At 41.0% G+C, this 21,155-nt stretch carries 16 protein-coding genes and 1 pseudogene; 4 read left to right on the top strand and 13 right to left on the bottom strand.

Features of this window, described 5'->3' with window-relative positions:
* Window positions 1-174: 174 nt before the first annotated feature.
* Together NYE72_RS14840 and NYE72_RS14835 are read left to right on the top strand one after the other, a co-directional pair.
* Complete coding sequence (locus NYE72_RS14840; RefSeq protein WP_339212000.1) at window positions 175-1,206, top strand: M23 family metallopeptidase; 1,032 nt, start codon at window positions 175-177, stop codon at window positions 1,204-1,206.
* 113 nt (window positions 1,207-1,319) lie between these two features.
* Window positions 1,320-1,907: pseudogene (locus tag NYE72_RS14835) on the top strand (TIM barrel protein).
* A 44-nt stretch (window positions 1,908-1,951) separates the two neighbouring features.
* Here NYE72_RS14835 and NYE72_RS14830 read toward each other — a convergent pair.
* The 10 genes from NYE72_RS14830 to NYE72_RS14785 form a co-directional block, all read right to left on the bottom strand.
* Entirely contained in the window at window positions 1,952-2,275 is a 324-nt protein-coding gene (locus tag NYE72_RS14830; RefSeq protein WP_036677934.1) for a hypothetical protein, read from the bottom strand.
* 84 nt (window positions 2,276-2,359) lie between these two features.
* On the bottom strand, window positions 2,360-3,580 hold the full coding sequence (locus NYE72_RS14825) for a GNAT family N-acetyltransferase (RefSeq protein ID WP_036677937.1): 1,221 nt from the start codon (window positions 3,578-3,580) through the stop codon (window positions 2,360-2,362).
* A 94-nt stretch (window positions 3,581-3,674) separates the two neighbouring features.
* Window positions 3,675-5,042, bottom strand: a complete 1,368-nt coding sequence (gene nhaC / locus NYE72_RS14820; protein WP_038570924.1) for a Na+/H+ antiporter NhaC — start codon at window positions 5,040-5,042, stop codon at window positions 3,675-3,677.
* A gap of 222 nt (window positions 5,043-5,264) precedes the next feature.
* Window positions 5,265-5,891 carry an HAD family hydrolase gene (locus NYE72_RS14815; RefSeq protein WP_038570921.1) on the bottom strand — a complete coding sequence of 209 codons (627 nt, stop codon included), beginning with the start codon at window positions 5,889-5,891 and terminating at the stop codon, window positions 5,265-5,267.
* A 58-nt stretch (window positions 5,892-5,949) separates the two neighbouring features.
* Window positions 5,950-7,431: a DUF4179 domain-containing protein gene (locus NYE72_RS14810; protein WP_038570918.1), complete on the bottom strand. Its 1,482-nt coding sequence runs from the start codon at window positions 7,429-7,431 to the stop codon at window positions 5,950-5,952.
* A gap of 17 nt (window positions 7,432-7,448) precedes the next feature.
* The gene (locus tag NYE72_RS14805; protein WP_036678355.1) at window positions 7,449-7,946 is read right to left on the bottom strand and encodes an RNA polymerase sigma factor; all 498 of its coding nucleotides are present in this window, start codon (window positions 7,944-7,946) and stop codon (window positions 7,449-7,451) included.
* A gap of 166 nt (window positions 7,947-8,112) precedes the next feature.
* Entirely contained in the window at window positions 8,113-10,497 is a 2,385-nt protein-coding gene (locus NYE72_RS14800) for a polyprenyl synthetase family protein (RefSeq protein WP_339211998.1), read from the bottom strand.
* Between the two features lie 76 nt (window positions 10,498-10,573).
* Window positions 10,574-11,344: a flavodoxin family protein gene (locus NYE72_RS14795; RefSeq protein ID WP_038570912.1), complete on the bottom strand. Its 771-nt coding sequence runs from the start codon at window positions 11,342-11,344 to the stop codon at window positions 10,574-10,576.
* A gap of 166 nt (window positions 11,345-11,510) precedes the next feature.
* The gene (gene cysC, locus NYE72_RS14790) at window positions 11,511-12,077 is read right to left on the bottom strand and encodes an adenylyl-sulfate kinase (RefSeq protein WP_038570909.1); all 567 of its coding nucleotides are present in this window, start codon (window positions 12,075-12,077) and stop codon (window positions 11,511-11,513) included.
* A gap of 35 nt (window positions 12,078-12,112) precedes the next feature.
* The gene (locus tag NYE72_RS14785; protein WP_036677954.1) at window positions 12,113-13,192 is read right to left on the bottom strand and encodes a saccharopine dehydrogenase NADP-binding domain-containing protein; all 1,080 of its coding nucleotides are present in this window, start codon (window positions 13,190-13,192) and stop codon (window positions 12,113-12,115) included.
* Window positions 13,193-13,320: 128 nt separating this feature from the next.
* Between NYE72_RS14785 and NYE72_RS14780 the strand changes: the two genes are divergently transcribed.
* Complete coding sequence (locus tag NYE72_RS14780; protein ID WP_038570906.1) at window positions 13,321-14,406, top strand: helix-turn-helix transcriptional regulator; 1,086 nt, start codon at window positions 13,321-13,323, stop codon at window positions 14,404-14,406.
* 78 nt (window positions 14,407-14,484) lie between these two features.
* Here the strand turns inward: NYE72_RS14780 and NYE72_RS14775 are convergent, their stop codons facing one another.
* The gene (locus NYE72_RS14775) at window positions 14,485-16,008 is read right to left on the bottom strand and encodes an MDR family MFS transporter (protein WP_038570903.1); all 1,524 of its coding nucleotides are present in this window, start codon (window positions 16,006-16,008) and stop codon (window positions 14,485-14,487) included.
* Window positions 16,009-16,284: 276 nt separating this feature from the next.
* On the opposite strand from NYE72_RS14775, the gene NYE72_RS14770 reads away from it, so the two are divergent.
* Window positions 16,285-16,707 carry a MarR family transcriptional regulator gene (locus NYE72_RS14770; RefSeq protein ID WP_169744822.1) on the top strand — a complete coding sequence of 141 codons (423 nt, stop codon included), beginning with the start codon at window positions 16,285-16,287 and terminating at the stop codon, window positions 16,705-16,707.
* 81 nt (window positions 16,708-16,788) lie between these two features.
* Here NYE72_RS14770 and NYE72_RS14765 read toward each other — a convergent pair whose 3' ends face one another.
* Window positions 16,789-17,130, bottom strand: coding sequence for a DUF1801 domain-containing protein (locus NYE72_RS14765; RefSeq protein ID WP_036677965.1), 342 nt, complete (start codon window positions 17,128-17,130; stop codon window positions 16,789-16,791).
* Window positions 17,131-17,422: 292 nt separating this feature from the next.
* A complete protein-coding gene (locus NYE72_RS14760; RefSeq protein WP_038570899.1) occupies window positions 17,423-20,977 on the bottom strand; it encodes a discoidin domain-containing protein in 3,555 nt (1,184 codons plus the stop codon).
* Window positions 20,978-21,155: the final 178 nt, after the last annotated feature.

The following is a 21,155-nucleotide window of genomic DNA, read 5'->3' as shown; positions in this document are numbered from 1 at the left end:
CAATAGACGTTTTTATCATCATAGCATGATTTTTTTGGCTAGCAATCTTACTAATCTTAACGGAAGCTTAATTCGTATTCATTAAATAGCTAGTAAATTATGTAAGTGTTAATATAGAATTTCAGAAGAGCTAAGGATAGACTGCTACAATCGTAATACTGGGAGGCGATATATATGAACAAAAAACCTAAAAAAATCATTCATAAAGTTATTTTGAATACAAGAACTGTCTTGGCTGTAGGGTCATTGTCTTTATTAATGGCTGCCTGTGGAGGAGAGAATGCTGATGTGCCGACTACTGAAAAGGCGGAGCAGACAACAAACCCGGCCACAGCTGCCATTCTGAGCGGATTTGCTCCAGATGAACTATCAAAGATTCTACTGGACGGGAAGTATAAGGAGTTGTATGCCCGCTTTAACCAGCCTTTAAAAGATGAAATAAGTGAAGCAGAATTAGCAGAGACAGGAAAAGAATTCACTAAGGGTATCCATACATTGGAAAAGGCATCGACCATGCAGCTTAATGGATTTGATCGACGCACATGGGTTAGTGATGCTGGCAATAAGGGGCTCGTCGGGATGTTTGATCCGGATGGGATGATTACATTAATTCAAGTTCAAGAGCTTATCCCTTCTCCTGAAACCGACAATGTACTAAGTAAACATGAATACGCGCTGCCGTTTGAGGGAGATTGGTATGTGTTTTGGGGTGGTGAGAATGTGCTTGTGAATTATCATTATGAGTTAGAAATCCAGCGTTACGCTTACGATTTTATCCAAACCAAAGATAACTATTCCTATAAAGGAGACCCACTAAGAAATGAAAGCTATTATGCCTTTGGCAAAAACATTCTCGCTCCAGCGGACGGCACCGTTGTATCGGTTGTGAATGACATTAAAGACAATGAGCCAGTTGGGGTCATGAATCCGAATCAAGCTACCGGAAATATCGTTGTCATTGATCATGGCGGGGAATATAGTCATTTGGCGCATCTCAAACAAGGGTCAGTTACTGTAAAACCGGGGGATAAAGTCGAAAAAGGGGAGGTTATTGGCTTAACAGGTAATTCTGGTAATACGAGCGAGGCCCATCTACACTTCCAAATCTCAGATGGAGCTGATCTATTCACTTCCCGGGCAATCAGAGTTAAATGGGAGCAAGATTTAAAACCAATTCAAGGCGAGACTATTTTCGCCGCTAATTAGCGCTAAATTCCGGGTCGCTAAGGTTGTCTCTCATAAATAATAGATCAGATAAGACAACCTTGATCTTCCCTAAAAAACTTCCTGTATTCTGAGGAAAGGAAGTGTCAACCCCGATGTCTTTACTCCTAGGCTCTCATGTGTCTATGACCGGAACAAAAATGCTCCTTCGAGCTAGTGAAGAGGCAGCTTCTTATGGAGCGACCACCTTCCTTTTTTATACCGGAGCCCCACAAAATACACGCCGCAAACCCATTGAAGCTTTGAATATTGAAGCAGGACATGCTCATATGAGAGATAACGGTATTTCTAATATTATTGTACACGCTCCATTTATTGTTAACTTAGGAAATACACTTTCGGCACAGGTCTTTGAGCATAGTATAGAGTTTCTTCAATCAGAAATCATAAGAACAGAAGCTTTGGGTTCAACCCAAATCGTCCTACATCCTGGCTCTCAAGCCGGCATCTCTCGGATCGTGGAAGGCTTAAACGAAGTGCTAACAGATAAACGAAATGTTCAGGTTTCATTAGAAACTATGGCTGGAAAAGGTAGTGAATGTGGAGTCTCTTTTGAATAACTTCCAGCTATTCCCAAACTCTTAGAGACTCCCTCCATCGGTGAAAAGAAATATGTAAACGCACCCTATAAGCATGAGATTTCCTTGTTAAGGGGAGATACAGATGAGCTGGTAAAAAAATAAAAACCGCCAGTTACGCGGTTTTTTATCTGTGCAACCATCATCGATTATCCTTTTGTGGAATCAATTGTAGTAGGCGCGGTTCCATTTACCTGGAGTTTTTTTAACGAGTTTTTCTTTGCTGTTAATTCTTTGGAAAGATCAGCTTGCAGGCGATTCATGTTTTTAATTTCATCGTTAAGCTTTTTGATTCGCGTCATTTTACTGCTCAAATCTGTGTGAGACTTGCTAAATTTCATATCCTGTTCTAATTGATTAATTTTGAATTTGGATTTTTCCTTTTTGTTCTTCACGTTTTTGAGCTTGCTCTCTACCTCTATGATTTCTTGTTCTAACCTTTGGATCATTGGTTTGGTGAAATTAATCGCCATTCTTACACCCCATATCATTTAGTGTTGCCGAGAATCAATTCTACTATAAAAGAACAAAAAAGCACACTCATTAGAGTATGCTTTTTAAAAATAATCAGAGAAATAAGGATGTTCTGGCCTGATTAACCCTTCCAGGAATTGAACTGTCGCTTCATCTGCCTGGATCCGACCGATCCTAGCCAAATAGGTAGGTCGCTTATAGCCCATTAACATCGTGGTTAAAGTCGGAATGTCAATCAACAAGGAAGGGTTAGTCCCTCCTGCGTGCAAAACACCTGTTCCATCTTTATCCACATTAAGCGTAAATGTACCCCGGTTCCATTCCAGCATCGGATCACTCAAGGTGAAGATAAGGCAACCCTCTTTATCCTGTTTTTTAAACGGATACTGTTCGATAAATAATTGTACATCCACTATCCGGGCCATAAAATAAGGAGCAATGGTTTCCTTGATGTCACCATCATCTAAAACGAAGGAAAGCGGCTCCCCTTTATAAATATCCCCTTTGACAAGAGTAATCATCGAAAAATGTGCACTTATAAAGTTCCATAATCCCACCCGAGCTTCTTCGTTAATATATACCATTTCTTTGATATAAAAGATCTCCTCAGCAACCCAATACAACAAATACCCCGTGGGCAAATCATCATTGTTATAATAGATGCCTACCGTCATTTCATCCAGATCCCAGCGTAAATATTCTTCCCAAGCCAACTTATTTCGAAGCATAGCTCCATGATGCTGCATGGAGAACTGATCATATATCTCCTTGATATCCGGATGTTCAATAGTTACCCGCTCCACGTTCCCAGGAACTTTTTTAGTTTTCGGCAGCTGAGTATCCGGAACTTCAAATGAGATTTTATCGGTAATGATCTCCCAGCCTTTCCGCCTATAATATGGAATGGAATACGGAAATAGATAAGAAATTGATTGCTTGCGGCCCCGCATTTTAGTTAATGCATGCAGCATCAGCTTATTCATTAAACCTAAATTAGCATATTCGGGATAGGTTCCAACACCCGTCAGGCCACCCATCTCATAAATTCGCCCAAAAATATTTACTTGAAATGGGTATACTGCTAACTGTGAAATCAATTTATCACCATCAAACCAACCGACTACATCAGCATACTTTAGAACTGGCAGCTTCGCTTGGGTGATTTCACGATTTTCCCAACCAAAGATTTGTAAATCACGATTCGTCACTTGAAATACATAACGTAATAAATTATTAAATTGCTCTGCATGTTTAGTCTCGACATTTGCTAACCTGATTCTATCCTGCAACTTATTGCGACTCACTATCAATACCCCCGCTGAATTACCCAGATATAAATCAGAAATCACTCTTATTATTCTTTATATCCGTTCAATAAATACATTCTTTCAGAGAAGGTTAGCCTAACGAGTTCTTTTGCAGCTTCGGGATCAAAGCATACGCAAACGTGATGAATGGGCTTAACCACAGAAGGGTGGCATAAGGTATATATTCAATTACCGGTACACCTAGTGTAGCTGCGAAAAAAGCACCGCTAACTCCCCAAGGAATTAAAGGATTAACAAGGGTTCCACAATCCTCTAACGTACGGGATAGTGTCTTTGCTGGAATGCCTCGGCGATTATATTCATCTTTGAACATTTGACCGGGCAGCAAAATAGAAAGATACTGTTCACCAGTCATCCCATTAACCGCAATGGATGATGCGCCGCTCATAAGCACGATACTGCTTTTACGTTTGAGAGGTTGAATGATTTTGCGAAAAAAAGCCTCTATGACACCACAATATTGTATTAGCCCGCCTAATGATAAAGCAATCAAGATAAGTGAAACGGAGCTCATCATTGATTGCATTCCACCTCGGTTAACGATAGAAGCAACGGTTTCATTGGCAATAGTACTTTCGTATCCATTCTGCATCACACTGAACCAGACACCGATTTCTGTCTGCTGCTGAATAATAGCGGTCACCAGAAGACCAGTGACAATGCCAACCATCAGTGTAGGAAGGATTGGGATTCGTTTGATTGAGCAAATAATAACGGCAAGTGGTGAGATCAACGTTAACCAGTGAATACTAAATCCATCCTGTAGAGCAAACTTAATCCCCTGAATCGACGATAAATCAATCGCATCGGCTTTTGGTGCGAACAAGAAAAAGACAGTAGTTATAATAAGCGCTGGAATCGTTGTGTACATCATATTACGAATATGTGTGAACAAGGATATACCTACCACTGCAGGTGCGAAATTTGTAGTATCAGATAAAGGTGACATTTTATCACCAAAACAAGCTCCACAAATAATCGCTCCAGCAGCAAGTGTTGGAGAAATCCCTGTCGTCAAAGCAATACCCATCAAAGCTACACCAATCGTGCTAACGGTGGTGAATGAGCTTCCAGTAAACATAGAGACGACAATTGTGACATATAACGCGCTTACTGCAAAGTAGTTCGGATTAATATAATCCATACCATAAAATAAAAGTGTAGGCACCGTACCACTCATCATCCATACAGCGATCAATATTCCGATTAGCATGAGAATAAGAATGGGCATTATAGCTGTTTGTATGCCTTTGATGATAGCTGCCTCAATATCTTTCCATGACACACCAAATAAACCCAATAAGACTGCTGTGCCAACTGTGGTTGCGAGAAGCGGGATATGAGGTTCTGCTTTTAATAGGAAAATAGATACAAAAAGAAATGCAAGAATAAAGGCGATGATAATCATACTTTTTGAAAAACTAAGCTGACGGTCCATAACGATAGTGCTCCTTAACATTGTGATTGGGATAAAATCCGAAGAATGCGGCGCTTCCTTACTTTTAAGCTTTTAAGCTTTTAGGCTTTTGGGCAATGAAGCACAGAGGTAATATTAACGATAAGATAGAGAAGAGTCAATGTTAAGAACATACAATGAAGGTTTTTCCATTAAAAAACAGAGGGCAAAATGCCGCTCTGCTTTATATTCATCCTATTCACTTTACAATTGCAGCTTTAAAATATCCTGCGGAGTTTCAAATTTATATTTCGCGGGAATATGCTCATGCTGCTTGCATCCCCATAAAGCTAATCCAAAATCGACACCAGCATCTCGTGCACATTCATAATCATAAATCGTGTCCCCTATGTAAATAGATGATTCAGGGTTTGCTTTTGATACTCTAATAAATTCTAGCAAGGGGTCTGGATGTGGCTTATGCTTTGCTGTATCTTCTGCGATAACGGTATATGATAAATATTTAGTTAAGCCAAATGGAGCGAAATCGTCATTTAGCTCATCTCTTGTCTTGGAAGTCACAATTCCTTGAACGATCTCTTTTGACTGTAATGAACTCATTACATCTACAATTCCGTCAAAGATGTTAATAGTATCATAGAAATCTTTCATGAAAACATTCCATCTCTCATTGCCCTCATGAATATCTTCGATCCCAAGTTGCGGTAATGAAGCTGAACCTGGAATACCTAACACAAAATTAAGCTCTGACAATTCATACTCTTTGTTGTGATCCACCTTTAACATCTTTTGCAGAGAACTCAAAACAGCAATTTCTGTATCAATTAAGGTTCCATCCACATCAAAGATTACAGTGTTATATTTACGCATAACTACCTCCTATAGGATTACAACAAATACAAGATTATTAATCGTTAAGCTTAATCTATTACTTAGAAAATAACTCTACGGCTTGCGTATCCATAATCGGATTGATATATTTCTCTAGCGTAATCGTTAGTGGTTGAGGATAATCTTTCGCTCCCTTTCCAAAAGTATAACGCATTTCATCCACGGCTGTACCATCCTTTGAAGTCATGTAGCCACCGAAGTTTCCTGCCGAAGTTGTTTTGATTGCTCTTTTATGCACATTTCCTTCCGCATCAGTAAAAGTCTCAGCAAGTCTAGTGTAGTATTTTAAATATTCGGCATCAGTAATTGTATGCCGCAACAAGATCTCTCCTTCATCTGCATAATTCTCTTGCGTTGGAGCAACAAGCTCAAGGCCGCTTCCCGGTGCTTCAATGATTTGCTGCCTATTGAGATCGACAACAATTTTCATTTTATTTTTTTCGACTGCCGAGATACCAAAGGTTTTTAATGAAACGGTGTCTGGCTGATGCTTTAGGCCGCTCTGGCTGTTCCTGAACACCAGCGTAAACTTGGTGTTGTCCGAATAGACTTCAGAATTGTCAGAGTTGACGATGTCGGGGTAAAATAATTTTTCGGTAGCACCCCCATTTGTACTAATCAGAACTGGATTAATCAATTGGAAAATTTGTTTATCATTGTTCAGATCATACTCCAAATCTGCATAGGTACTAAGCGGTGTATATTGCACTAGATTCACTTTAATCTTTTGCCCGTCAACTGTCAGCGTTTTATCCGTTTTTAGAATTCTTTCCTGTGCTTTGAGCATATCAGGATTAAGTTCGAAAGCAACATCCAGATTAGTCCGGTATTTATTACTACTGGATTGTAGCGCCTTATCTGAAGTTTCAGTGAGAATGACATTATAGTTTACTTCCTTTGGATATTTAATCGTTGGTGAAAGACTAGTGGTGTATATAAAATCCTTAGACTGGCCTGGTTGAATTCGGTTATCGCTGGCAAGCATACTTAGTGCAGCACCTTTATGTAGATTCGACTCCTGTATGCCTTCATATTGAAGCGCAAAATCCGCATGTATAACTTCTTTGTCTGTATTGTTCTGAACACTGTATAGAATATACACCTTCCTTCCATCTGTTACTGCACCAGTTACATCCACTCGGTACCCCTTGTTTTCCGCGCTCTGACCCACCGGCATCACGAGATTCTGTTCCAGAGCACTTGCAAGTGCTGGTTCTAACCTTGAAAATGAGCGATAAGCTGCAAAATCATCTGTATTTTTAGGGCTGGCGGTTTGAACTGAAGGTTGGGCCACTTCCTTGGCCGGTAATCCGATTGAAGAGTATGTAAATAATAGGGCTACGGCTGCAGCTGCAATCACTCCCAAACCTGCGGTATAAACACGGCGTTTCTCACGTTTTTTTCCTTCCATAATTCCCTTTCGCATCGCGTTATATATTTTCATTTCCTGTAAAGTTTCAGTATTCTGATTCATTTCATCAACATTTTTCTGCAAAATACGATCTTCTTTATCTGTCACTCTGTTCACCTCCCATATCACTTCAGCACATTACGAAGCTGTTTAAGTCCCTCACGTAACCAGGTTTTGATTGTACCTTCTGGTTTTTTTAGCACTTTTGCGATTTCGATTGTAGTCATGTCATTGTAATATTTAAGAAGTACCACATGCCGATATTTGGGCTTTAACCTGTTCATAGCGCGTTCCAGATCAATCCGGTCGTTGCTTTTCATTTCCTGAGTTGCAACCTCTGCCAGCTTCTCCGTAGGAATCACTCGTTTTTTTCGTCGTAGTTCATCCATACAGCAATTGATCGTAATTCGAATCAACCAAGGTGTAAATGACTGTTCATCTTTAAGCTTCTTACGTTTCATCCAGGCCCGACATGAAGCCTCTTGTACAACTTCTAACGCGTCCGCTTCTGTTCGTAGATAACTATAAGCGACGGTGTACATTTTCCGATGCTCCACATACAGGCGTTTAAAGAAAACTTCCTCATCCATACGGGCAAAATCAACCATTCTGACCTCGTCCATCGTCCTATCCACCACTCACTACACCCCCTCTTTTTTTGTCAGTGTCGGTATTAGGATAAAGTCATCGTTCTGATGTTCTTATAAGTAAGACGGAGCTGAACGTAAAAACGATTGATTTTTTTCATAAAAAAGTGCTGGCAAAGATGCCAACACTCCATTTTCATATTTATCGATCACGATTAACCATATAATTCAATAGATGTTTTAAAAAATTGATATTGCGGGGGATCTCTTTTAACGCCTCCATGGCAAGACAATAGTGCTCCCACATCTCTTTTCTAGCACCTTCTGAACCCAGAATGGAGACAAACGTTGCATTGTTATTCTCAACATCCTGCCCTGTCGGCTTACCTAGTAATTGTAAATCCCCTTCCAAGTCGAGTAAATCATCTTTAATCTGAAAAGCAATCCCCGCATGATAAGCGAATTTCTTCAAAGCTTCTATTTCTGTCTCCTTAACCTGTGCAAGAATCGCTGGCATAACTAGTGAAGCTTCGAACGCAATGCCCGTCTTATAGAAACAAATCATATTTAATTGCTCTAGCGTCAATGCTTTTCCTTTAGAATTCAAATCCATCGCTTGCCCCATGCAGGTATCTTCCGCCTTTTGAGCTGAATATTGCATTAAAGCAATTACGGATTTAGCATCGAATGTATGAAGGGATGCCTGTTCCTCAATCGACTTCTGAATTAGAAAGAGTCCTGTCAATTCCGCCGTAGCGCTATTATACACCTCATGTAGAGTTGAACGGCCTCTTCGAGTGGGGGCATTATCCTGAGAGGGCAGATCATCGAAAATTAAGGATGCAGTATGCATATATTCCAAAGACCTCAAAAGCGGCACAATTGCTGCGCTGTCTAATCCGTATTCGTTCACACCCATAACCCAAGTCAGGATAGGTCGTATTCGCTTGCCATCACCCTCTAAACTATAATTGGCTGCATCAATTAACATTTCTTTCATAGCTGGTGTCCCAACAGGTTTATTAATCGGCAATTGATTGTTGATTTCACCACGAACCTTTTGAATCGTATTGTGAAAATCCACCTTTTCCTGCTTGTTGTTTTTTAAATTCGTAAGCAGTTGATCTCTTAGTAGTTTGTCAAAAAAATCCACATCATCAGCTTTCAACACCATTTGCTGCACGAGATGATTAAATTCGGGTTGACCCGAAGCAAAGATCTGCATAATCTCTTTATACTTTTCAGTACCCACACGTTCTTTACAACGCTTCAAACCGTTAATTGCTCGATCTAGAATCACTTCACGGGTTTTGGCATCGGAGTGATATACGGAATGGATTAGATGAGAGATGACGGTCCAGTATAATTCAAAAGGGTTTATCAATTCTGAACGTTGATCACGGTATTTCAGAAAATAGGTATACGGCGTTACCGCTCCCTCTTTCATATCGTCAAACATATCCGCAAAATCATCAGCCAGTTGATTGTAAAGACCATAATAAAAAGTACGTTGATCAAATCCATCATCTGTAGGAGCACTAATAACGGATCGGACAATTAAACGGGAAGAAGAGGATTTTAAGATAATGGGGATATAAAGCTCTTCATTGGTGTATTTAGCGTTGGAGAGTTCCTTAACACGGTCCAGCTCCTGAGATTGAAAAAACACAAAGGATTGCTCGAAAAATATGTTCTGCATTTCTGGACGTTGATAGCTTTTAATATATTGGAAAGCTTCACTAAGCTCCGAATGTACGTATCGAATGAATTCCATGTTCTCTCCGGACCATTCTCCAAGCTCAGGCACAGATCTAGTAAGGATAGCGTCGCGTATCATGAGGGAATATTGCTCTTTTTCTTGAAGCGTTAAGACACTGGAATCGAGAAGATCATCAATAAAAGGGTAAGTCAGCCCATAAGAATAACCAAGTCTAATGGCTTCACTAAGCTTCTTAGAACGTTCCAAAGGTGGGGTACTCTCCCCCATTTCCTCCATTACATGCAGAATGACCCCGATAATGATCTTAATTAACTTACGCTGCGCTTGTTCGGCATTCATTTCCTGCGGAATATGGGTTGATACGTTCTTTAGCTTGTCGATCACCCAGATGGTGGCGGTCTCGACGCCTTCTTTTTGCGCCCAGCGATATACTCCTGCCAAGCTCATAAATTCTGATTGTTCTCTTATCATTGTTGAACCGTCTGGGATCAATTGAGATCTAATGTCAGCAACCATTCGCTTAATCCTGTTTTGTGTGTCAGGAGAATCCAAGGCTTTGCCCAGATCTCTCATATATAAATAGGAAACGCTGCGATCTAAATAATCATCCAATTTACCGGAAAGATTCAGCCACCCTATATACTTATGATAATCCTGAGAATCAGGTTTCCTCTTCCCTCTAGAGAAAAAGGACAACCATGAGCGGTGATGAATATGATGTTTTTTCCATAATTGAATATCTTCAGTCAGAGTAGATACATACGTTTTTTCTTTGAACTGCATATGCAGTGAAACAAAATACTGAGCCGCCCTCTGCTCGGCTAGCGAATAGGCTGAATCGGCATGATCGGTTAAATTTACATTCATAGGTGGATTACCTCAACTTCTCTTTTGGTTAATTGTCGGTCATGTTCATATCTTATACGGGGAAGTGTCTTTATGGTTACGAATTCTTCGCCATACGTTTCCCAATAAAGTCAAAGATCAGACCCGCTGTCCTTTTTATAAGACCCAATGAAACAGGATAATAATAACCAGACTCAAACCAGCCTTGTTCTTTGTAATACCGGTAATCCCTGGAATGATCATCAAGCATTGTTTTTATACTTGTACGTGACATTCGAAACAGCATTAACCTGAAAAATGAAGGAACCGGAGTCTTAGGTGACATGAGGTCCTTATAGAATCTTTCGGAGGCTTTCTTAATTTCTCTCGTCATTTTTTTCTGCGCAACTTCTGTTCTTGGTTCCAAAGTAGTCAAGACACAGCCTTTTGTGACTTGAAATCCGAAATTCTCGCCCATATTACTAAGATATTTTTCAATTTTGTTGCCTCCAAAGATCCCCTGATTGACAATAGCCGTGAAGGTTTTTCCGAAGAAACGAGGTCTATGAAATACAAAGGCAAGCCGATCCAAGAGGTTCTTCATCGGTGCCGATACATGAAATGCATAATTAGGGGTAGCGAAAATAACCCCGTCAGAATGAATCATTTTCTCCATCAATACATCACGATCATCCTTTAGTGGACAATACTCCTCACCTTTATTGAAACATATCTTACAGCCCCGGCAATATTCAAGCCGATAATCTTTTAAAAAGACATACTCAAATTCAATATCACCATATGCTTTTAAATTATTGCCAAATTCACAAACCGCTTCAAAGGTCGCATGCTTTTGCTGATTCCCAATAAATGCAGTAACTTTTTTCATTTGGAGTCCTCCATATATCGCATATTTTGAATAATCCCGATAAATATGAATGAATTTATTTTTGTTCATTCATATTGTAGCACCTTGATTCCCTTTATGCGATAAAATTCCATTTGAGAATGCAAAAAAAGAAGCCCTACTTAATTAGGCTTCTGTTAACTTCCCACTATATCTTTTTAGCGTAATTATGTGTAACAAAATCAACTAGCAGATTCACACTGCTCTCCATATTGTAAATCTCTGTGTCAACTGTCAATTCGGCATGTTTAGGGGGTTCATAAATAGCATCAATACCTGTAAACTCACGAATTTCACCTTTTCTAGCTTTCTTATACAACCCTTTAGGATCACGTTGTTCGCAGGTTTCTAATGAACATTGCACATAAATCTCTGCAAACTCGCCAGACTGAAAACGATATCTAATCGCTTCTCTAGCAGCTGAAGAAGGTGAAATCATCGGGACAAGCACTATAAAGCCAAGGTCCAAAAACATAGACGCTACTTCGGCCGCGCGCCGCATATTTTCTTTACGATCCTCTTCTGAAAAACCTAAATCGATATTTAAACCTTTTCTTAGCTGGTCGCCGTCGATCACAGCACATCTTATGCCTTGCTTAAACAATTCTTTTTCAGCTTGTTGTGCTAGTGTACTTTTTCCTGAACCTGATAATCCTGTGAACCAAAACACGCCCGCTTTATGACCGTTCAACAGCTCCCAATCTTTTCTATTCATTCTATGACGCCCCTTTCTATATGATTAATATTATACTAGTTTACCGCAGTCTTGAGAGAAATTGCTGATCCTAATTCCTTCTGTATATACGCTATATCAGTCAGCTGCTCAATATGGTAAACTCCACCTGGGGGTGGTGAATCATATAGATGTTTTGCTACTGCCGCTGTTACTTTTGCCGTAATGATAGATTGATTCTTTCCTTGTAATAAAAAATCCGCATGAAGTAATTTACCTTCTAAATTTCTTCCACTTGCCTCAACCTTAATAGCGAACCCATCATCCCCCAAATGCAGCCGCCCCATAGCACGAACAATTAAATTCTTCAGCCAGCCTATTTGCAGTAAGCGAACGGCTCCTGTTTTTTTCGTTATTGCCAGTATTTTAGTAACCATAGCTGAATCAAGACAAAATCGTGTGGAGATAGACGATGCTTTCAGTGTTCTGCTCAGTGTCTGTTGATCTGAGAATGGAAAACGGTAAGCATATCGATTACCCATCTTATCACCAAAATGATATAACCTTCTGTCTGTAAAGCTCTCCACCTCAACCTGGCGATTACCCTGCTTCACTTCGAACTTAGCTGCTAAACTGTCGACTGTCCATTCTAGCGCCGCTTTGCCATGAGAATCACCTAGTCCGAGCATAATTGCAATTTCTATCTCCTCGATCTGATCCATCTGCCGCTCTGCTTCAAGGGCCAGGAGATTAGTGATGCCGGGAGCAAGTCCTACACTTAAGACAGCACTTGACCCATTATCTTCAGCCTCTCTCTTGTATTTCTCAATTTCATTCAAAAACAAACCGTTCGCAGATACATCCACATAATGAATACCGCTTCGAAACACAGCTCTTACAAAATCTGTATCCGTTTGATCTAAGCACATAATGATTAATTTAACTCGTTCTAACTTATCAGTAGGTAAAGGTTTATTAATATCCACCTGCATCGGCTTAATTTTCCCATCAGTTGCTTGACTGAATTGCTTTGCTTTTACAAGGCTTCGCCCTGCAGCATATACCTTTCCAGGATATTTTTTCTCTAAGATTTCACAAATGGTACGCCCTACATGGCCATATCCACCGACGACTACAATATCTTCTTTTCTCTGCATTTTATCACCGCATCCTATATAATAGAAATAATTAAGAACCATTCTCAATTATACGGATATGGTTTACATTCACTATCCCATAAATGTGGGATACCTGTTTTTATACTCCATGACTAGAGGGCTTACCTATGAAAACCATAAGACAACTTAATCATATTAAACAACAAATCATAAGGTTCGGTGCTGTTTCTGATTCTTCACATAGCTACCGTACTTCATTACTGTCGATTTTACGCGATGCTGTACCCTTTGATGCTGCCTGCTGTACCCATGTTGATCCACGTACACTACTCTCGACAGGTGCAGTTACAGAAGATAACGTGGAATCCATTCACCATCACTTGTTCCAGATCGAATACGGTGAAGACGATATTAATCCCTATGAGCAAATGGTTCATAGTAAAGTGCACGTAGCTACTTTATATGAAGCAACCGAAGGGCAGCCAGATTTGAGTGCCCGCTATCAAAAAGTACTGTCTCCGGCAGGATTTGAGGATGAATTACGCGCTGTACTTGTTCATGGAGATGCGTGTTGGGGGTATCTGACACTTTACAGAAAGTCGGGTCAGCCTGTATTTTCGCGGGAGGATTGTGAGTGGATAGCCTTAATGCTTCCTGAGATTGCCGCAAGAATGCGGGCTTTCAGTCTTGAGTTGCCTGAGAGAAATCAGACTTGGCTGGAAGAAGATTACGGTTCCGGAATTGCTGTCCTTTCTGATCAACTAGTGCTCCTCTCCTCCAATCCTACAGCAGACCGCTGGTTAGAGAAACTTCGTTCATTAGAAAAAATTGATCACCATATCCTGCCACGTCCAATTCGGGCGGTGAGCACACAAGCAATCAATAGTCCCTCTGAATCTTCGGGGATGGCTAAGTCCTGTATCCGGATGTCAGAAGGACCTTATCTAGTGATCCGGGCTAGCCGGCTTCATGCATACGACGGTCAGACGCAAATCGCTATTTCATTCGAGCCTGCACGTCCAGCAGATATGCTTCCTATCATTGCAGAAGCGTATGATCTGACGAAACGGGAACAGCATTTACTTGAAGGAGTAATTCGTGGATTATCTACTAAAGAATTGGCTGCTGAGTTACATATTTCTGCTTACACGGTTCAGGATCATTTAAAATCCATTTTCGCTAAAGCAGGTGTCAGCAGCCGTAGAGAGCTTATCTGGCATTTACATTCTCGATATAGCATTTCAGAGAAATAGGATCGCCGAGCTTCTTATCAAAAAAGCCCAAGCCTTTATTAACAAAGGACTTAGGCTTTTATTTTATCTTTTATTTCCTTAATGCGATGCCGTAAATTCTTCCAGCTCAGAAGCAGGATCAAACTTCTCCCTGCTCATCACAAATGCTGCCATTAGAGCTATAACTGATGGAATAATCGCCCAAGCAAAGGTATGAACAAGAGAAGAAGATAATCCTTCGGTGATTTTATCAAGAACCTCAGAGGGAATTTTGGCCCGTGTGTCGGGAGTCAAAATTGTACTTGGATCACTTAGATTAACACCTTCTGGTGCCGCGCCTCCTTTACTGAACATGGAAGTTAATTTATTCGAAAAAATGTGACTTTGAATAATACCAAATACCGTAATACCAAGTGTCATTCCCAGCTCCCGTGTGAAGCTAAGTGTCGAACTTGCAGAACCCCGTTGTCTTGCTGTAAATCCATGAATCGCTGCATTGCTTAGAACAGAAAATGATGAACCTATGCCAAGACCCACCAGAAACATAAAAATAGTGACCATAAACCGGGAGGAGTCTGGTGTTAGTGTGGTAAGCAGAGCAATACCTGCAACAAGGAGTACTAACGTAGAAATCATGATCGTGCGATAATTAAATTTAGAGAGCAAGAATCCTCCGCCAGCAGCAGTGATAACAGAACCAATCATCATCGGAAGTAGAACAAGCCCCGAATTTGTGGCAGACCCGCCAAGAACCCCTTGAATATAAATTGGAATGTACACCGAGGCTGTAATAAATGCCGCTCCGCTAAATATCGCCATAACATTACTCGTAGAATAGAGACGATTCTTGAACATGCCAAAGGTAATGATTGGCTCTTCTGCACGACGTTCAATAAAAATAAAACCAATTAAAAACACAACAAAAGCCATAAATAATCCCAGAATCATTGTCGAGTCCCAAGCATATTTCTTACCCCCGAGCTCAATCGCAAACATGAGACAAAGGATTGAAGCTACAAGTGTAAAAGCCCCAAGATAATCAATTTTCTCTTTGGAATGCTCAACAGATTCTTTGTAGAAGAAAGCGATCATAAAGAATGCAATAACACCAATGGGTAAATTGATATAAAAGACCCAAGACCAATGAATATAATCCGCTATATAAGCGCCAATAAGAGGACCAAAAATACTGGAAATACCATAGGCAGCACCGAATAACCCCCCGATTTTCCCCCGTTTTTCTGGGGCCACTACATCGAACATAATCGTGAATGCAATAGGAACGAGTGCCCCTCCACCAATACCCTGAATTGCCCGATAAATACTAAGCTGGACAATAGAATTTGCCGTACCACATAAAGCTGAACCAATCATAAAGACAATAATACCGAAAATAAAAAATCGCTTACGTCCATACATATCCGATAATTTACCGAAAATCGGCATACCCGCCATCTCAGCTATCATATAAGCGGACGTAACCCACATCAATTTGTCAAAACCGCCAAGGTCACCTACAATGGTTCCCATTGCGGTTGCAAGTATAGTATTATCCATTGATGCCATAAGGGTGGCCAACAATAGAGCTACTATAATAACCCCAACTTTATTTTTCTTTTCCATGCTCCTTTTTCTCCTCCACTTTTCCCAAATGTTTAGTTCTACTCTAATTGTTAAAGGATTGTGCACAGGCTTCATTCCAAACCACGTGATGTTATATCCTTTGCAAATTAGTGAATAATTCGATAAAATCAAGACAATTAATTAGATGTTCATCAAGCATCTTGTTTATTAATTATCTTGACTATCAAGATATAAACATTTTAAAAGGAGGGTCCTCTTTTGTCAAGAGATCGACACAATCAAGTTACAATTCAGCAGGAAGACTTAACTTTACGCATGCGGGGCCTAGGCAGCCGAACGGTTTTGTATCAGCAAAAAGTAGCAACTTCTTTGGGGTTATACAATAACGATTTTCTATCTATAGATATCCTTCAGGAAAAAGGTCCTATCACCGCCGGCGAGCTATCCAAATTAACTGGACTTACTACAGGCAGCATTACCACATTAGTTGATCGACTTGAAAAAAACGGCTTTGTTCGCAGAGAACATGACCCAAATGACCGTCGTAAGGTGATCATTGTCCCTTTATATGAGAATAACGAGGTTGGAAATGCCTACCTTCCTTTGCACACTAAGATGGTTAAACTGGCGTCTTCCTTTACTGAGCAGGAGCTTGAGTTGATAACAACATTTTTAGGCAAAGCAAGTACCATCCTGGAAGAGCAGATTCATTATCTCAGCACTACAACTAGTAACTAAAACTGTATAATCATCAAAAAAGGACGATATCCCATGAAGTCAAATGACTTTGAGATATCGTCCTTTTAATATAAGTATGGATCAAAGAGAAGCTGAAGCTTGAGCAACTAAAGAGACCAACTGTGCAGAATCAAATGTGTCTCCTTTTCGAAGCTTTAAGGTTTTCCTTTCAGGTGGTCCCTCAAATGCTCCCTCTGGAAGCGTTAGCTCGGTTGTATTAAAGATTACAAAGCTGACTGCGTCTTTTGATGTCGAGATGGCCGCAGCGTATTTTCCATTTTTCAAAAAATGAGGTTTCTTATACTGAATACGTTCCTGCACATCCGGTATAGCCTGATGAACAACCTCACGTAGTGAGGTGGACAACTCCACCTGCCATGATTCTTTTAGCGCTTCAATAAAATCGATTACTTCCTGATTCATTTTTCATCTCTCCCTTTAAGTAATTAAATGGTTTGCCTGAATAAGCGCAGTAAGTTGTTTAACAAAATCAGGAGGTCCTTTGAGATCCGACGCATCTGCTATGACGAACATAAGATGATGAAATCAACACATCTGCAAAAGAATTTCAAAAATTTAATAGTTTAAATTCCCCATATATTAATTTCTTGTTCATGTAGTCATTATCCTTCTGGCAAATTAGAGATATCCAGCTCGTTACAAGCTAAAAAGGGAAAAGCTCCTAAGAGCTTCTCCCTTAACCTCGTACATAAAATTAATGAATCGTTAGATTAAAACCGCTCTGAATATAATTCAGATTCGGATAAGCAATGTTGGAAGTTGTCAGGTTATTAAAGGTTGCCGCACCATTGCCTGTATAGGTGTAAATAGCTGCACCTTTATGTGGACCTGAGAACCGTGAAGTTGTTATTCCATCAAGTCCTGTACCGTTAATATTGATGTTGTTGAACACGATGTTCTCGAATCCACCACCATATCCAAATTGAATCGCATCACGCTGGGTATTAATGATGTCTATGTTGTTAAATGTAACGTTCTTGATAGCATCATTTGATGCTTCAAGATCAATTGCGCCACGTTCACCCCCATAAAGATCTTTACTCGTGCCACTGTTAATAATGGTTGTATCTGAGAAAACTACACCCGTATTATTCTGGAAATGATAACCTGGAAAAACGGTATTCATACGTATGCCGGAACCACCAACTGTATCAATGATATAGTTATGATCAGCCTTATGACCACTTCCTCCAAAGAAAGCAATCGCTGCCGCACGCCAGTTATTCTCAATGGTGTTATACGAGAAGGTATTATTCACACCAGCAGGTGCACCATTTGTGTTACTGGTCCATACTGCAAGACCATCGTCACCATTATTTCGCACACTGCTATTGCGTACAATTGAATTGCTAGTACCTTGCGAGAAGTTGATGCCGTCTGCAAGATTGTTCCGAATCCGACTGTTTTCAACTACCAGCCCGTTAGCATAAATCGCAGGTGTATGAGCGTAGTCGCCTACCCACATTCCGCATTCAAAATGCTCTACCCAGACATCATGGATAATAGAGTTGGTTCCAAAGTTATCCATAAAACCTTTGTAAATTGCATTTTGCCCATAACGTGAGCGCAAATTAGAATTCATATATACATTACTGAAATCTAGCCTACCTGAAATACGGAGTGAAATACCACCGCCCGCAGCATTAGGATTGGTGAACTGAATATTGGTGTGCCAGAGACCAGCACCAGTAATAGTGAGGTTATTGATCATATTACTAGCAGAACCAATCTCCCACATACTGCTAAGATTAAAGGTTCCTGCTGGAATATAAATAGACTTTCCGCTTGCCACGGCTGCATTTACAGTAGCTTTAAAAGCTGCCAGATCATCTTGTCCGTCGTTTGCCACAGCACCGTAATCTGTTACAGATACGGAGTTAGCTGGGCGGGCAATTGCTGTTGGAACAGATTCAATTTCAATGAAATCCACACCATATTCCAAGCTATCTCCATTGTTCTTCTGGATTCGAATCTTGTCCCCAGGTTGGAGGGGTGTATCCATCTTCCAGTGAACTTCATCAAAACGGAATAGTGGACGTCCTGCACTAGGTGTATCGCCAGGCATATCACCTGAGAAATACTGCCAGCTGTAGTATGAGGTTAAGGAAACTGTTTTTACTTTCGCTCCATTCACATACACATCCAGTGAACCATTCAATCCCATCCCATCTGCAGAGTCAGGCATTGTAAATCTCATCGTTACACCTGCGCCGCCTTGACCCTGTCTGACCGTCCACTCTAAGTTCGAACCATTCGAAGGAAGAGCTATATAACGCTGGCCAGAAGCTTCAGAAGCGATTAATGCTTGATCAAAGGTTGGCGCCGATTTCAATGTCGCGCCACCCCCGAGAGTAGCATCCTCGGTATCATATCGACTATACGGCATGCTTGCACCACGCGCAGCATAGACAACGAGATTAGAAACACTTACATTATTCGCTTGCTTGGCAGCTATCTCAGTAGCATCCACTTCAACAGTAGTGGTGACTGTGTAGTTACCATTAATCGCTGTCCAAGTCCCTGGAATCGCAACATTAACTGATGCCCCCGCTGCTAAGGCACCGTTATAAGATCCATTAAAGGTTTGAATAGTGGAACCCGCAGAGTTTTTAAGAACAACGCTTAGACCATGTGAACCACTTGCAGTGGTGATGGTTCCTTGATTCTTAAGATTTACATTGAACGTTACATTGTTATTAGCAACAGGATTACTTGGCGTCCATGTAACAGTTCCCACTAAGTCAGAGCTGGACACTGGAGCGATAATAAGTGAGGCTGGGTTCGTGTAGCTGTTATTCGCTTCATTTTGTTCGATAACTAGGTTGTCTTCATCAACTTTGGCACTAACTGAATACGTTGCGGCAGGCTTAACTCCTGCGGTAAGTGTCATCGATGCTGTTGTCGATGCTCCAGTTGCTAGTACACCTACCGGAGCTGAGCCTACAAGCTCATTATTCAAATAGAAATTAACAGTAGTAGCTGATGAGTTGGCATTGCCGATATTCTTTACGATTGCATTCAGCGTAATCGCATTAGACTCAACCGGATTCGTTGGTGACCAGGACATGCCAGCAATCACCAAATCCGGATTCGGAGCTGGAGTACCGTACACTTCAAATTCGGCGATCTGTCCAGCTGGAGCACCCGAGTTGGCAGTAATATTAAGCTGTAGACGTTTGACAGTTGCGGTAACAGGAATGGTTACTGTATTTCCTGAAGCTGGATTAAACGAATACGATTGTGCTGACACCAGATTCCCAAATGTCGTTGTGTTTTGATTGTGACCGAGCACTTGAATCGTTTGGGTACGTGCTCCCCATGCAGCGGTTGGATTTAACTTTAGAACGATTGAGGAAACATTGTAGTTTGACCCCAGGTCAAGTATCAATGAACTAGGATTACTGCCACCTTCCCAGTATGTGTTGGTGTTGTTGTCATTAGCATTTGCTGCCACAAATGATTGCGTATTAGAGGATGCGGTAATCGATTTGCCAACCGCGATATTACTGCCCGCAACAGGCGTAGCCGTTGGCGTTGCTGTCGGTATGGCTGTTGGCGTTGGTGTGACAGTTGGCGTTGGTGTGGCTGTTGGCGTTGGTATGGCTGTCGGTGTGGCTGTTGGCGTTGGCGTTGCTGTCGGTATGGCTGTTGGCGTTGGTGTGACAGTTGGCGTTGGTGTGGCTGTTGGACTTGGTGTGGCTGTCGGTGTGGCTGTTGGCGTCGGTGTTGGTGTGCTAGCTCCATAAATTTCGAATTCAGATACTTGCGCTGCCGGCCAACCCGTATTGCCTGTTACATTCAGGCGTACATAACGAGTGCTGGTTGCTGAAAAATCAATCTTAACGGTGTTCCCTCCTGCTGAAGGATTGAACACATAATCAGCTGAACCAACAATGTCAGTGAATGTAGATCCATTTGTGCTGCCTTGAACGGCGAGTGTTTGCGTACGCGTCTCCCAGCCCGTTGGCAGCTTCAATACGATTTGGTCAATACTTGTCTCTGTACCGAGATCAACTTGGATCCATTGCGGAAATGCATTATTGCTGCTTTCCCAATACGTCTCTTGATTGCTGTCTTTCACATTGTTTGGACTGTACGTTTGTGATTGACCGCTAGCCGTTACAGTTTTGCCCAGCGTCAAATTCGCGCCACCAGAGGCACTAACAAATGTGAACGGACCCGCTGCCAGGTATAAACTTGAAATCAACAGGGTTACTACAAGCGACCATACGACATACTTGTTGCGCATTATAATCCTCCTCTTAATGTAGATTATCACTAACGTGTCACCCTATCTGAGTGCTCAAATGATAGCGTTTACATTCAAATTCATCTCAGAGCACATTAAATAACAACCGATCCTCCTTTCAATGTGAGACACTTTCATTATAGAGAAAGAACAGTTCAAGCTATAAGATGTAATTCTA

Source organism: Paenibacillus sp. FSL L8-0333 (genome assembly GCF_037965665.1).
Taxonomy (GTDB): Bacteria; Bacillota; Bacilli; order Paenibacillales; family Paenibacillaceae; genus Paenibacillus_AQ; species Paenibacillus_AQ odorifer.
This window is presented reverse-complemented; position numbering and strand designations above follow the sequence as displayed.

What these genes read in the sequence shown, in the direction of transcription:
- NYE72_RS14840 (WP_339212000.1), top strand. Translation starts at nt 175, where the DNA reads ATGAACAAAAAACCTAAAAAAATCATTCATAAAGTTATTTTGAATACA.
- NYE72_RS14830 (WP_036677934.1), bottom strand. Translation starts at nt 2,275, where the DNA reads ATGGCGATTAATTTCACCAAACCAATGATCCAAAGGTTAGAACAAGAA.
- nhaC (WP_038570924.1), bottom strand. Translation starts at nt 5,042, where the DNA reads ATGGACCGTCAGCTTAGTTTTTCAAAAAGTATGATTATCATCGCCTTT.
- NYE72_RS14815 (WP_038570921.1), bottom strand. Translation starts at nt 5,891, where the DNA reads ATGCGTAAATATAACACTGTAATCTTTGATGTGGATGGAACCTTAATT.
- NYE72_RS14805 (WP_036678355.1), bottom strand. Translation starts at nt 7,946, where the DNA reads ATGGACGAGGTCAGAATGGTTGATTTTGCCCGTATGGATGAGGAAGTT.
- NYE72_RS14800 (WP_339211998.1), bottom strand. Translation starts at nt 10,497, where the DNA reads ATGAATGTAAATTTAACCGATCATGCCGATTCAGCCTATTCGCTAGCC.
- NYE72_RS14795 (WP_038570912.1), bottom strand. Translation starts at nt 11,344, where the DNA reads ATGAAAAAAGTTACTGCATTTATTGGGAATCAGCAAAAGCATGCGACC.
- cysC (WP_038570909.1), bottom strand. Translation starts at nt 12,077, where the DNA reads ATGAATAGAAAAGATTGGGAGCTGTTGAACGGTCATAAAGCGGGCGTG.
- NYE72_RS14785 (WP_036677954.1), bottom strand. Translation starts at nt 13,192, where the DNA reads ATGCAGAGAAAAGAAGATATTGTAGTCGTCGGTGGATATGGCCATGTA.
- NYE72_RS14780 (WP_038570906.1), top strand. Translation starts at nt 13,321, where the DNA reads ATGAAAACCATAAGACAACTTAATCATATTAAACAACAAATCATAAGG.
- NYE72_RS14775 (WP_038570903.1), bottom strand. Translation starts at nt 16,008, where the DNA reads ATGGAAAAGAAAAATAAAGTTGGGGTTATTATAGTAGCTCTATTGTTG.
- NYE72_RS14770 (WP_169744822.1), top strand. Translation starts at nt 16,285, where the DNA reads ATGCGGGGCCTAGGCAGCCGAACGGTTTTGTATCAGCAAAAAGTAGCA.
- NYE72_RS14765 (WP_036677965.1), bottom strand. Translation starts at nt 17,130, where the DNA reads ATGAATCAGGAAGTAATCGATTTTATTGAAGCGCTAAAAGAATCATGG.
- NYE72_RS14760 (WP_038570899.1), bottom strand. Translation starts at nt 20,977, where the DNA reads ATGCGCAACAAGTATGTCGTATGGTCGCTTGTAGTAACCCTGTTGATT.